Consider the following 12,542-nt stretch of genomic DNA (forward strand, 5'->3'; position numbering starts at 1 on the left):
ACGCGATGAACTAGACCAATTTCACCTGAACGGCGTGAGCCATCTCTTCCGAAATATCTATTCCCTCATGACCTGGAACGGTAATGGTGACCGTGCCGGGCTTGGCTTCGACTGTAACCCGGGCGTCCGGGACGACACCCGCATCACGTAACTGTGCGATGACCTCTGGATCGGATTGGACGTGCTCTGCGAGTCGACGCACGACCACCGCCGTCGGGTGGCCGTGGGAAACGTCCGTCAGGCGAATCAAATCTTCGTGGACCGCCGCCGGCTGGCCGAAACCCAGCTCATCCAAACCTGGAATCGGGTTGCCGTAGGGCGAGGTCGTCGGATTGTTCAGTACAGCGACGAGGCGACGTTCCACCTCTTCGCTCATCACGTGCTCCCACCGGCATGCCTCGGCGTGGACGTCTTCCCAGCGAAGACCGATGATGTCGACCAGGAGTCGCTCGGCGAGTCGATGCTTGCGCATCACCGCCACGGCGAGTCCGCGTCCCTTCTCGGTCAGCTCCAAATGGCGGTCGCCCGCAACGGAAAGCAGCCCGTCACGTTCCATCCTGGCCACAGTCTGACTGACGGTAGGACCACTCTGTTCGAGGCGTTCGGCGATACGTGCCCGCAAAGGCACCACACCCTCTTCCTCCAAATCGTAAATCGTGCGGAGGTACATCTCCGTGGTGTCGACCAGATCCTTCACACTCAACCCCTTCGTCCTGGCCGATTCTACCGTTGATCGGCGCGTATAGGTGTTCCAGGCCGTCCCGCTGGCGAGCCGGACCGTACCGAGACGTAACGGAGGCAACGTTCGGCGTTGCTCGCGCAGTGCCATTGCTCGCAGAGTGCCGTTGCGGCACGTAGCGTGTCCGTCATGGCAGACCAGGTGGCTCGATCACCGTTCCAGGATTCGGCAGTCGCCGAAGACATCGTCGTGTGGAGCGCGGAGTACCTCTCGTATCGGTGGAGCGATGACCACCCCATGAACCCGACTCGACTTGATCTGACGATGTCGCTGGCGCGGCAGATCGGCGTGCTCGACGGCATCGAACTCGTGGAGCCGATCGCTGCGCCGGATTCGGAGCTTTTGAGGATTCACACTCCGGCCTACATCGAAGCGGTCAAGCGGGCCCCCGAGAAGCTTGCCGCTGCGGAGAAACTCACGACGGTCGGCGATACGGAGGAACCGGAACACGGGCTCGGTGGGGACGACAATCCGATCTTCCAACGCATGCACGAAGCCAGCGCAATGCTGACCGGCGGTTCTCTGGCAGCAGCCCGGGAGATTGCGTCCGGACGGGCTCGACGAGCTGTCAGCATCGGCGGTGGAATGCACCACGCCATGGCGGACTGGGCATCTGGTTTCTGCGTCTACAACGACGCCGCAATCGCTATTTCATGGTTGCTGGACAATGGGTTCGATCGAATTGCGTACATCGATGTCGATGCTCACCACGGTGACGGGGTGCAGCATGCCTTCATCGACGATCCGAGGGTGCTGACGGTGTCTTTGCACCAACATCCGGCAACGTTGTGGCCCAACACCGGGTGGTCCAGCGAAGTCGGTTCCGGCGCTGCGGAAGGCACGGCAATCAACGTTCCGCTACTGCCTGGCACCGGTGATCGACTATGGTTACGCGCCTTCCATGCAATCGTGCCCGGCGCCATCTCGGCATTCCGCCCTCAGATCATCGTGAGCCAATGTGGAGTCGACAGTCACCGAGAGGATCCGCTCGCGGACCTCGCCCTCACTGTCGACGGCCAGAACGCCGCATTTCTCGCGATGCGTGACCTCGCGGACGAACATTCAGAGGGGCGGTGGCTGGCAGTCGGCGGAGGTGGTTACGGACTGGTTCGCGTGGTCCCCAGAGCGTGGACCCATCTGATCGCCGCGGCCCTCGGTCGCCCGATAGACCCTGCGATGCCTCTGCCCGACCTGTGGCGCGATCGGGTTCGGCACCTGGCGCCAAGCGTCGACCTGCCACAGACGATGGGTGACGGCGGCGACGTGGACTATCCCGCGTGGGACGGCCCAGGAGGTGCTGTCCAGGGATCGATCGAAGCGGCCGATCGTGCACTCGAAAGGGTAGATTCGGCGATCATCGCCACTCGCAGAGCGAGCTTCCCGCTTCTCGGACTCGACCCGGAGGATCCTCGTGACTGAGCCGAACACCCAAGACGCCGACACGGCGAAAGAGCAGGACCGTATGCGGTCGGAAACTTCATTTCCGAAGCACTGGGTCGTCGACGTACTCGCCTCGGACGGGGGAGTGGTGCATCTGCGACCGATCGTACCGTCCGACGGGAAGGCGCTGATCGAGTTCCACAGCGGACTGTCCGAGCGCACTCGATATCTGCGGTATTTCGGCCCGTACCCGACCATGCCACAGCGTGACGTCCTCAACTTCACCACTGTCGACCATCACTCCAGGGTCGCGTTCGTGGCAATACTCGGCGACGACATCATCGCGGTCGGCCGCTACGAACGGCTGCCGGAGGGGGATGGCAACTCTGCGGAGGTCGCATTCGTCGTCGCCGACTCGCATCAAGGCCGCGGGCTCGGGCCTATCCTGCTCGAACACCTCGCCGGAGCTGCGGCGGAGAACGGCGTCCGGATGTTCGTCGCCGAAGTGCTCGCCGAGAACCGAAACATGGTCAGTGTCTTCCGCGAAGCCGGGTATCAGGTCAGCCGAAGCTACGAAGGGGGCGTGCTGCGTCTCGAATTCGCCATCGACCCGAGCGAGGCTCTGCTGTCGGTGCGCAATTCACGCGAGCGAGCTGCCGAGGCGCGCAGTGTCCGAAACGTGTTGAGCCCGACCTCCGTGGCAGTGATCGGCGCCTCGACCGACAGTTCCAAAGTAGGAAACGCGGTGTTGGCCAACCTCCTTGCCGGCGGCTTCACCGGACCGGTGTACCCGGTCAATGCCGATCACAAGTCCGTGCGTGGCGTTCGGGCTTACCCGTCGGTGCACGACATTCCGGATTCAGTGGATCTGGCCATCGCAGCCGTTCCCGCCGATGCCATCGACGACGTCCTCGACGATTGTCTCGACAAAGGTGTCAAAGCCCTCGTCGTCGTGTCAGGTGGGTTCGGTGAGACCGGTGAAGCGGGTCAGGAGAACGAGCGCCGGTTGGTTCACGCGGCGCGGGCACACGGTATGAGACTCGTCGGACCCAATGCGCTGGGCGTCGCCAACACCGACCCGGCCTTCGCCCTCAACGCAACCCTCGCACCGCGACTTCCGATGCCTGGGCGCGTCGGCTTCTTCTGTCAATCCGGGGCCCTTGGCATCGCAATTCTCGACCAGGCAGCAAAGCGCAGACTGGGTCTGTCGACATTCGTCTCGGCGGGCAACCGCGCGGACGTGTCGGGTAACGATCTTCTGCAGTACTGGGATTCGGACCCCGAAACAGAAGTCGTTCTGCTGTACCTCGAAAGTTTCGGTAACCCACGCAAATTCACCCGGATTGCGCGTCGCGTAGCGCGTACCAAGCCCATCATCGCGGTCAAGAGTGGCCGCGGTGCTGTGCCGCCGGCATTGGCAACGGGCCCTGCCATCGATGATTCCATCGTCAAGGCGTTGTTCGAGCAGGCAGGTGTGATCCAAGTCGACACCATTGCGCAGTTGTTCGATTGTGCAATTCTGTTCGGCTACCAACCATTGCCGTCCGGGCCACGCGTCGCAGTCGTCGGCAACTCGACGGCCCTCGGAGTTCTTGCTGTGGACGCTGCGCGCGCCGATGGATTGCACGCGGGCGTACCGATCGACGTAGGACCACAGGCAGGCCCGGAAGAATTCGCGGCCGCGGTGGCGGGCGCCCTCGCCGCCGGCGACGTCGATTCGGTCATCGTCGTCTTCGTACCACCGGTGGCGGTCACGGTCGAGCCGTTCGCCAAAGCTCTCGGTGATGCAGTTCTGGGGGCCGACAAACCCGTCCTGACGACGTTCCTCGCGACAGAGGGAATACCGGACGTATTGGCCGTGCGCGGGGAATTCGGACAGCCGGTCCGCGGATCGGTGCCTTCGTATTCGAGCCCGGAGCGTGCGGTGACGGCACTTGCGAAGGCCTGGCGTTACGCGGCCTGGCGGAGCAGGCCTGTGTCGACACCCCTGCGGCCCAGCGGTATCGATTCCGAACGTGCACAGTCCTTGGTTCGTGACTGGTCGGCTCAGGAACACACTCGATGGCTTTCGGATTTCGAGACCGCCGAGCTTCTGGGGTGCTACGGGATAGAGATAACCGAGTTTCGTTCGGTGATAGATGAGGACGAAGCTGTCGCTGCCGGTGAGGAATTGGGCTACCCCGTCGCGGTCAAAGCGACAGGAGCGCAGTGGAGACACCGACCGGACCTCGGTGGGGTGCGGCTGGATCTCACCGGCCCCGAGGCCACACGTCTTGCCTATCGCGCGCTCGCGGCCGATTCTGGCGAGCCTCTGCTCCACGTCCAGAAGATGGCAGCAAAAGGTATCGGGTGCGTGGTCCGGGTTCAGGACGATCCCTCGTTCGGTTCGCTGATCTCTTTCGGACTGGCTGGAGTGATATCGGATCTTTTGGGAGACAGGGCATATCGAGTGCTGCCGTTGACGGAGGACGAAGCGGTGCAACTGATCGACGCACCGAAGGCTGCTCCATTGCTGTCCGGGTACCGAAATGCAGTCCCGGTCGACAAGAGCGCGCTCGTGGACCTTGTTCAACGAGTGTCGGCCATGGCCGACGATATCCCCGAGATCAGAGAGCTGGCATGCGAACCAGTTCTGGCGTCGGCGCACGGCGCTCAGATCACCGATGCACGCGTCCGTCTCGGACCCGAGCCGAGTAAGAACGACCTCGGCCCGCGACGCTTGCGCTGAGCGTCACGGGCGCGAGTGGCAACACTTTCTGTGGAAAGCGGGGGCCGAGTCGACATTCCCAGAGGGGGGAAGGAAGTCGACTCGGCCACCCACATCTGAGGGGCGGCCGCGGGAATCGACACCGCTGCGCCACTTTTCAGTGCGGTCGGACAGTCTTCAGCTTGCGTAGGACCGCAGCTTCTCCGCTCGGTCACCCTGACGAAGCTTGACCATTACCTCGCGCTCGATCTGACGAACGCGCTCGCGTGAGAGACCGAACAATTTGCCGATTTGATCGAGCGTGCGGGGCTGCCCGTCATCCAAGCCGTATCGCAGGCGAATGACCTGTTGCTCGCGTTCGTCCAGCGTGGAGAGCACTGTGCGGACGTCGCTGTGAAGAAGTCCGGCGATAACTGCGTTCTCAGCGGAAGTAGCTTCGGAGTCCTCGATGAAATCGCCGAGTGGGGCTTCCTCATCGCTTCCGACCGGCATATCGAGGCTGACCGGGTCGCGACTGTGATCGAGTAGATCGGCGATCTTTGCGGCGGGAATCCCCGATTCGCTGGACAGTTCGTCGTCGGTGGCCTCGCGACCGAGTTGCTGATGAAGTTCACGCTTGATCCTGGCCAGCTTGTTCACCTGCTCGACCAGATGCACTGGTAGCCGAATGGTCCGGCTCTGATCTGCCATTCCTCGGGTGATGGCCTGCCGGATCCACCAGGTTGCGTAGGTGGAGAACTTGAAGCCCTTTGCGTAGTCGAACTTCTCCATAGCCCTGATCAGACCGAGATTCCCCTCTTGAATCAGATCGAGCAGGGGCATGCCACGTCCGGTGTATCGCTTCGCAAGGGACACCACGAGACGTAGGTTCGCCTCGAGTAGATGGCTGCGAGCGGCACTCCCGTCACGAACGATGATCGCCAGCTTGCGCTTTTTGACCGCCGTCAAGCGCTTGGTGTTCTCCAGCACATTCTTCGCATACAAGCCAGCTTCGATGCGCTTGGCGAGATCCACTTCCTCTTCCGCCGTCAACAGCGCGGTGCGACCTATGCCGTTGAGATAGACGCGAACAAGATCCGCAGCCGGGCTCTGGGCGTCGAGATCGGCGTCGGTCGGACGTGGGCGGGTCGTAGTGCTGGGGCTGGTCATGACTTGCCTCCTGATCGGTGGTGTCTCATAGGGATCAACGTCCGGGTGTCCCCGAAAAGTTCCCACGCTCCACCCGCAGATACCCGCTTGACCAGCGTCTATCCCGTACCCGTCCTGAGAAGTTGCTGAGAAGGTTCAGGCCGGGAACTCACTCCTTTACTCCCTCCGGCGCGAGGAGTCCATGACGGAACAGACCGGTGATCAGCTCCACGGCACCGTCCAACAGATCGGTCTCGTCGAGATCGTTCGCCGACGCCAACAGTGCGACCAGTTCGCGTAGTGCCATACCGTTCGGTCGCATTCCTGCGAGCAAGCGTGCGCCCAACTCGTCGATCTCGTGCTGCCAGTTCGGGCCGTTTCCTCGGTAGACACGGACGACCTCCCCGGCCCACCCGTCTTCGCCCGGCAGATAGACACGTTCGAGGGCGGTCGCGGGATCGAGCACGAACACGGAGTCAGCGGGATCGTTTTCACGAAGCCAGGCGACCCTGTCGAAATAGGCGATCGCTTCGTTGCCGAGCGGATCTTCGAATGCATGGTGAAGGTCCTCGGCCAGAACATCGCTCGGCAGGTCGGTCTTACGCAGGTAGACGAATCCGAACCCGATACCTTCGACCTCGGCTTCGGCGAAATGCGCCAGCCAGGACTCTGCGAGGACCCCTCCAGCAGCATCCCGTTGATCTACCCCTCCGTCTCGCAACCACGTACCTACGTACAGAGCCGGGTCGGCAACGTCGCGCTGCACTATCCACGCATCCACGCCGTGATCGGGAATCCAGGATGCAACACGCGCGCGCCAATCCTCACCGCTGACGTGGATCCAGGACGCCAGAATGACTGCTGTGCCACCGGGCTTCAAGTAGTTCGGTGCCTGTTCGATCATCAGTCTGCTCGCGCCGTCGAGATCGATCCCCGAATCGCGGTAGCTGTGTTCGATCGTTCCGCGTCCGACGACGAACGGCGGGTTGGCAACGATCCGATCGAAGGTCCTCCCCGCGACGGGCTCGAACCAGGATCCGCGCAACAGCTCGATGTTCATGCCGTTGAGAGCACACGTTGCCTCGGCCAGAAGCATCGCGCGCTCACTGATGTCGGTCCCGGTTACGGCGTCGGCGTACTGGGCCGCGTGGATCGCCTGCACCCCGCACCCGGTACCGACGTCGAGGACATCTCCAACCTGGGTGGTCGGAGTTCCACGAAGTAGCGAGAGCGATGCCTGACCGACTCCCAGTACGTGATCGGTGGCGGTCGGTAGCGGACGCATGCTGCCATCGAGATCGGATAAGATCCAGCGGGTGCCGTATCCGGCGTCGAGTGGTCGAATGTCGAGCAATGCACGCACATGATCAGGTTCGACCCGCTCGACGATTCCAGCTGCGACAGCGTCGTCGATCGAGAGCGGGGACAGGGCTTCGGAGGCCTCGAACTCTTCGATGTCGTCGACGAGCAGGAACAGACGAATCAGAACACCCAAGCGCCCAAGATCTTTGCTTTCTCGCCGCACTGGAACAGGTTCGCTACGCATCAGGGCGGCGTGGGCGTCATCGCCGAGTGCTTCCAGAAGACTGTCGGCGTCGTAGCAACTCGTTTCGAAAGCTTGTCGGAGAGATGGGCATGCAGAAAGCAGCGTCGCAGTCACCGACACAGTCTTTCAGGCAGCGCGCACCCAGGTGTCCACCCGGCGGGCCCGTCAGTCTTCGCTTGCGTCGATGACGCGATGAGCGCGTGCCTCGATCTGTGTCGACTCGACGTGTCGGCCGTCGTAACGGCTCACTTCGTTCTTGGTGCGCGGCGGGCGGTCGTTGGCGATGAGTACCGCAACCCAGGGGAGCGGGATGGAGACCCCGACGATCGCCATCGCTATCCAAGGATTGGCCCACATGCTGTACGACACGGCGGCGAGAACCAGCGCGGGGATACGGAAAGACATGATGAACATGTATTTCCGCACGCGAGCTTTGTGCTGATCTTCGACCGACTGCTGCGCCTCGGTGATCAATGTGGGGTTACGGGCCGATCCACTCTCGGCCGAGCCGGAAAACCCCTGGGTTCTCGTCATCCCTCCACTGTGGCACTACCTCACCCGGAATGCACTTGTCGGCGTCGTTCGTCTCACAACGACGGATGCGGAATAATCGAGACATGAGCACTCAGACGAAAGACCGCCCCGAGATCGCGCCGGACGAAACCACGGAAGACGACCGACCGAAGTTCTTTCATTACGTGAAGAAGAACAAGATCACCGAAAGCGCAGTGATGGGAACACACGTCGTCGCGCTGTGCGGTGAAGTTTTTCCGGTGACCAAATCAGCGAAGCCCGGCTCGCCAGTGTGTCCCGACTGCAAGAAGGTCTACGAGGGATTGAAGAAGGGCGACTGACCGCGGTCCGGATCCGGCCGGTGATCTCCGAAGGGCGGGACCTTCGGAGTAGGGCTCGGCTGAGGTGGGCCTTCGGGTTCCGCCGAGGTGTCGGGGGAGGGTGAACTCCCCGATATCTCCTTGGGCCTGTTCGATCTGCCCCTGTCCTGTCCGACGCGGATGGGCCCGGTGGCCAACCTCCATGCAACCGCCGTCACCGGCCCCGACTCCTCGGAATCTGCCTGCGCGGCGAGCCATCCCTTCATCTGATCGATCCTGGTTGCCCTCGCGGGGAAGAACTCCTGGATGGTCGCGTTGAACTCTGCGCCGAGAACGACCGCGAACCCCAGGAAGAAAGTGAACAACAGAAACGCGATGGGAGTCGCGAGCGCACCGTAGGTGTAACCGGTTCCGGTAATCCAGGTCAGATAGCGGCGAAGCACCGCGCTGGCGATCATGAAGAACACGCCCGCCAGCAATGCTCCCCCCAGGAGCCGATGCCACGGTAGCGAGGTGTGCAGCGCCACCTTGTAGAGCGTGGTCAATCCGGCGATGAGAAGCAGTCCGACCGCGGGATAGTAGAAGAAATCGACCAGCTCACTACCGATTTCGAACCATGGACCCGGGAGGATCTGCTTCACGTACGTAGGGCCCAGCGCAACCAGCGGCAACACGAATACCGCTGCGACCAGAAACGCTACGTAGAGCAGCAGGGCGAACACTCGTTGCCAAATCGGGTGACGTGCATCCTGCTGCCCGTGCGCTTCGACTATCGAATCGACGAAGGTGGAGATCGCGGATGATCCCGCCCATAGAGACAGGACGAAACCGGCGGACACGACCTCGCCGCGTCCTTGCTGGAGGATGTCCTGCACCGTCGGAGTGATGATGCCGTCGACGACGCTGTCGCTGAACACCGTGCGGCTGAAGGTGATGATCTTCGACTCGATGATGTCGATGGTGTCGGGTCCGAACCAGCCGGCGACGAATCCGAGGCTGCCGAGTACTCCGAGCAACAATGGCGGGAGTGAGAGCGTCTGCCAGAACGCCGCGGTCGCAGCTTTGCTGAAGATCGAGTCGTCCCAGGACTTGGTCAGTGTGCGTAGCGTCACAACCCAGATGGATCGAAGCGGCCGTCTCCTGGACAACTGCCCGCTCGGTGGTGTTTCGCCTGCAGAATCACTCATGATTCCTCCAGCATTCCTGAACGAGGCTCGGAGTGCCCGTCTGCACCCGTCGTGTCGCTGGAGGAGTCGAACGATCGAGCCCCCTCGGGTGCTCCTTCCGATGCGAGATCGGTCAGTACGGAGCGATAGGCTCCACGGCGGGAACTGCAGGGCAACCGAGAGCGCGAGGAATTCGATCGAATGCCAGGAACCGGCGGGCCAGTGAGCGCTGACATGACCGAAGCCGAATCAACAGACCAAAGAGCACCCACCGAAAGTTCGGCAGGTGGCGCGCCGCTGCGCGCATGGCAGAGGCGCGCCCTGACCCGATATCTGGTGGCCTCACCCAAGGACTTTCTCGCAGTCGCGACGCCGGGAGCAGGTAAGACCACCTTCGCCTTGCGCGTCGCATCGGAGTTGTTGGCGCACCGAACCGTCGATCAGATCACCGTCGTCGCCCCTACCGAACACTTGAAGCACCAGTGGGCGGAATCCGCTGCTCGCGTGGGAATTGCGCTCGACTCTCGCTTCTCCAACTCGACCGGTCAGACCTCGAGTGACTACCACGGCGTGGTCGTCACGTATGCCCAGATCGCTTCACACCCGTTCCGCCATCGGGTGCGCACCGAGGGTCGACGCACGCTCGTCATCCTCGACGAGATCCATCACGGTGGCGACGCCAAGAGTTGGGGCGAGGGCATCCGCGAGGCCTTCGGTGACGCAACGCGCAGACTGGCGTTGACCGGTACACCTTTCCGCAGCGACGACAGCCCGATTCCGTTCATCAATTACGAACCGGACGACGAGGGGTTGATGCGTTCACGCGCCGACCACTCATACGGCTATTCGGAGGCTTTGGCCGACGGTGTCGTACGGCCGGTTGTGTTCCTCGCGTATTCGGGTGAGGCGCGGTGGCGAGATAACGCCGGGGAAGAGTTCACCGCACGTCTGGGTGAGCCACTGAGTGCTGAGCAGACCGCACGGGCGTGGCGGACAGCGCTCGATCCGCAGGGCGACTGGATGCCAGCTGTGCTGTTGGCCGCACACACCAGACTCGGGCAACTGAGGGCTGGAGGCATGCCGGACGCAGGTGGACTCGTGATCGCGACCGACCAAACCGTTGCGCGTGCCTATGCCAAGCTGCTCGAAGTGATCACCGGGGAAGCGCCGTCGGTCGTTCTGTCCGACGACCCGACGTCGTCGGCGCGGATCGCCGAGTTCGGGAAAAGCACCCAACAGTGGATGGTTGCGGTCCGAATGGTGTCGGAGGGCGTCGACGTTCCTCGATTGGCAGTGGGCGTGTATGCGACGAGCGCGTCGACGCCGCTCTATTTCGCTCAGGCCATCGGGCGCTTCGTTCGATCACGCCGCAAGGGGGAGACCGCGAGCGTTTTTCTGCCGTCGGTGCCGGTCCTGTTGGATCTGGCAAGTCAGCTCGAGGCGCAGCGCGACCACGTCTTGGGCAAGCCTCACCGCGAAAAGGACGGGTTCGACGACGAGTTGCTCGCCGATGCCAACAAGCAGAAAGACGAGCTAGGCGAGGAGGAGAAGGCGTACACCTCGCTCGGTGCAGACGCGGAGCTCGATCAGGTGATCTACGACGGATCATCTTTCGGGACTGCGACGTTCTCGGGAAGCGACGAGGAAGCCGACTACCTCGGCCTCCCTGGGTTGTTGGACGCCAAGCAGATGCGCGATCTGCTTCGGCAACGCCAGCAGGAACAGATCGACAAGCCGACAGCACCCGGACTGTCCGTGCCAGCTCCGGTAGCTGTGTCGGAACGCGCGTCTTCGGCCGGCCAGCTGGCCGGGCTTCGTCGTGAACTCAACAGTCTGGTTGCGGTGTACCACCATCGCACCGGGAAGCCTCACGGGATCATTCACGGGGACTTACGGCGCATCTGTGGCGGGCCACCGACTGCTATGGCCACCGCGGATCAACTGAGCGAGCGGATCGTTCAACTGCGGAAGATGTAACGCGGAGACGTTGGATCCCATACGCAATGCAGAACGGGTGGCCACGATTTCTCGTGGCCACCCGTTCTGGTGTCGAATGACTTGTCGATTCGTCTCGTCGGCGCTTGCGCCTTCCGATACGAGCGAGCCGGTTACACTGCAGAGTCCGATTCGGTCATCACTGTTGCGTTCACTTCACGTAGACGGTCCTCGTGCTCCTTGGCATGATGGCCACAGAACAGGAGTTCTCCACCGGTCGAGAGCACAACACGTGCACGAGCCCCAGCGCCGCACCGGTCGCACCGGTCGGTCGCTGTCAATTGTGGGCTGGTCAATGTTCCGGGCATGACTCCTCCGTACTGGCTTTCGGTATCAAGCGATCGCCTGGGGCCGGTCCGCCGCGTCGGTATGGCGCGGTCCGTACACTCTCTCAGACGTTTGGCAGTCACGCGTTGTTCCCGTAGGTGTTTCTTTGTGTTGTCACTAACAGAAATCGAGCGGAAAGCCCCTGGCAGTTGGGCTTTGCCTAAAATTGCGTTCGCTTACAGCTGATTCCTTTTGGTCGACGATCGGCGTTTCGCGCCCGACATCGGGGACGAGCGATGTGGACGATTGTCCACGAGTCGATTCGTCGTACCTGTCTCGTACGATTACGACGTGACCGACACCTCGCCCGTTCTGCTTCACATGTGCAGTATCGAAGAATGGCTGTCCGTGCGCGCTTCGAGCGAAGTCCTGCCGCCCGGCTTCGACGATATCGGGTTCGTGCACCTGTCCACAGCGGATCACGTCCATCTACCTGCCAACAGACTGTTCGCGGGACGAACCGATATGGTCTTGCTTCTCGTGGACCCTGACCGTCTCGGATCACCAGTGCGCTGGGAGCCCGGTGTGCCGGGAGATCCGGAAGCGATTCACTTTCCGCATCTCTACGGGCCACTTCCCACGTCCGCGATCACCGGCGTCATCGACTATGCCCCGAACGAGGATGGGAAATTCTTGCCGCCGAAGCTGTGATCGTCCCTGGGTCCCTACCGAACCGATGACGCCCGACAGTTCGCCGCTAGATATGCGAAAGCCGCCGCCC

11 protein-coding genes are annotated in these 12,542 nt (G+C 62.3%); 5 read left to right on the forward strand and 6 right to left on the reverse strand.

Annotated features, from left to right (window positions below):
- Positions 1-10: 10 nt before the first annotated feature.
- Positions 11-697, reverse strand: a complete 687-nt coding sequence (locus tag QMK32_RS14660) for an iron-dependent transcriptional repressor DtxR (RefSeq protein WP_269305451.1) — start codon at positions 695-697, stop codon at positions 11-13.
- A 171-nt stretch (positions 698-868) separates the two neighbouring features.
- Between QMK32_RS14660 and QMK32_RS14665 the strand changes: the two genes are divergently transcribed.
- Positions 869-2,158 carry an acetoin utilization protein AcuC gene (locus QMK32_RS14665; protein WP_283475752.1) on the forward strand — a complete coding sequence of 430 codons (1,290 nt, stop codon included), beginning with the start codon at positions 869-871 and terminating at the stop codon, positions 2,156-2,158.
- A 43-nt stretch (positions 2,159-2,201) separates the two neighbouring features.
- Positions 2,202-4,847: a bifunctional acetate--CoA ligase family protein/GNAT family N-acetyltransferase gene (locus tag QMK32_RS14670; RefSeq protein ID WP_283475879.1), complete on the forward strand. Its 2,646-nt coding sequence runs from the start codon at positions 2,202-2,204 to the stop codon at positions 4,845-4,847.
- Between the two features lie 156 nt (positions 4,848-5,003).
- Here QMK32_RS14670 and QMK32_RS14675 read toward each other — a convergent pair whose 3' ends face one another.
- The 3 genes from QMK32_RS14675 to QMK32_RS14685 form a co-directional block, all read right to left on the reverse strand.
- A complete protein-coding gene (locus QMK32_RS14675) occupies positions 5,004-5,975 on the reverse strand; it encodes a sigma-70 family RNA polymerase sigma factor (protein ID WP_084348725.1) in 972 nt (323 codons plus the stop codon).
- A 148-nt stretch (positions 5,976-6,123) separates the two neighbouring features.
- On the reverse strand, positions 6,124-7,614 hold the full coding sequence (locus tag QMK32_RS14680) for a DUF7782 domain-containing protein (RefSeq protein WP_283475753.1): 1,491 nt from the start codon (positions 7,612-7,614) through the stop codon (positions 6,124-6,126).
- 51 nt (positions 7,615-7,665) lie between these two features.
- Positions 7,666-8,034: a DUF3099 domain-containing protein gene (locus QMK32_RS14685; protein WP_269305458.1), complete on the reverse strand. Its 369-nt coding sequence runs from the start codon at positions 8,032-8,034 to the stop codon at positions 7,666-7,668.
- A gap of 83 nt (positions 8,035-8,117) precedes the next feature.
- Between QMK32_RS14685 and QMK32_RS14690 the strand changes: the two genes are divergently transcribed.
- Entirely contained in the window at positions 8,118-8,354 is a 237-nt protein-coding gene (locus tag QMK32_RS14690) for a DUF3039 domain-containing protein (protein ID WP_084348727.1), read from the forward strand.
- Here the strand turns inward: QMK32_RS14690 and QMK32_RS14695 are convergent.
- The gene (locus QMK32_RS14695) at positions 8,327-9,520 is read right to left on the reverse strand and encodes a YihY/virulence factor BrkB family protein (RefSeq protein WP_283475754.1); all 1,194 of its coding nucleotides are present in this window, start codon (positions 9,518-9,520) and stop codon (positions 8,327-8,329) included. The genes QMK32_RS14690 and QMK32_RS14695 overlap by 28 nt on opposite strands.
- 213 nt (positions 9,521-9,733) lie before the next feature.
- Between QMK32_RS14695 and QMK32_RS14700 the strand changes: the two genes are divergently transcribed.
- Complete coding sequence (locus QMK32_RS14700; protein WP_283475755.1) at positions 9,734-11,476, forward strand: DEAD/DEAH box helicase; 1,743 nt, start codon at positions 9,734-9,736, stop codon at positions 11,474-11,476.
- 131 nt (positions 11,477-11,607) lie between these two features.
- Here the strand turns inward: QMK32_RS14700 and QMK32_RS14705 are convergent, their stop codons facing one another.
- Positions 11,608-11,802 carry a DUF7455 domain-containing protein gene (locus QMK32_RS14705; RefSeq protein WP_084348730.1) on the reverse strand — a complete coding sequence of 65 codons (195 nt, stop codon included), beginning with the start codon at positions 11,800-11,802 and terminating at the stop codon, positions 11,608-11,610.
- A gap of 310 nt (positions 11,803-12,112) precedes the next feature.
- On the opposite strand from QMK32_RS14705, the gene QMK32_RS14710 reads away from it, so the two are divergent.
- Positions 12,113-12,472: a DUF952 domain-containing protein gene (locus QMK32_RS14710; protein WP_283475756.1), complete on the forward strand. Its 360-nt coding sequence runs from the start codon at positions 12,113-12,115 to the stop codon at positions 12,470-12,472.
- Positions 12,473-12,542: the final 70 nt, after the last annotated feature.

This window comes from Rhodococcus sp. H29-C3, from assembly GCF_030063405.1.
In the GTDB taxonomy this organism is placed as follows: domain Bacteria; phylum Actinomycetota; class Actinomycetes; order Mycobacteriales; family Mycobacteriaceae; genus Rhodococcoides.

What these genes read in the sequence shown, in the direction of transcription:
- QMK32_RS14665 (WP_283475752.1), top strand. Translation starts at nt 869, where the DNA reads ATGGCAGACCAGGTGGCTCGATCACCGTTCCAGGATTCGGCAGTCGCC.
- QMK32_RS14670 (WP_283475879.1), top strand. Translation starts at nt 2,202, where the DNA reads ATGCGGTCGGAAACTTCATTTCCGAAGCACTGGGTCGTCGACGTACTC.
- QMK32_RS14675 (WP_084348725.1), bottom strand. Translation starts at nt 5,975, where the DNA reads ATGACCAGCCCCAGCACTACGACCCGCCCACGTCCGACCGACGCCGAT.
- QMK32_RS14685 (WP_269305458.1), bottom strand. Translation starts at nt 8,034, where the DNA reads ATGACGAGAACCCAGGGGTTTTCCGGCTCGGCCGAGAGTGGATCGGCC.
- QMK32_RS14690 (WP_084348727.1), top strand. Translation starts at nt 8,118, where the DNA reads ATGAGCACTCAGACGAAAGACCGCCCCGAGATCGCGCCGGACGAAACC.
- QMK32_RS14695 (WP_283475754.1), bottom strand. Translation starts at nt 9,520, where the DNA reads ATGAGTGATTCTGCAGGCGAAACACCACCGAGCGGGCAGTTGTCCAGG.
- QMK32_RS14700 (WP_283475755.1), top strand. Translation starts at nt 9,734, where the DNA reads ATGACCGAAGCCGAATCAACAGACCAAAGAGCACCCACCGAAAGTTCG.
- QMK32_RS14705 (WP_084348730.1), bottom strand. Translation starts at nt 11,802, where the DNA reads ATGCCCGGAACATTGACCAGCCCACAATTGACAGCGACCGACCGGTGC.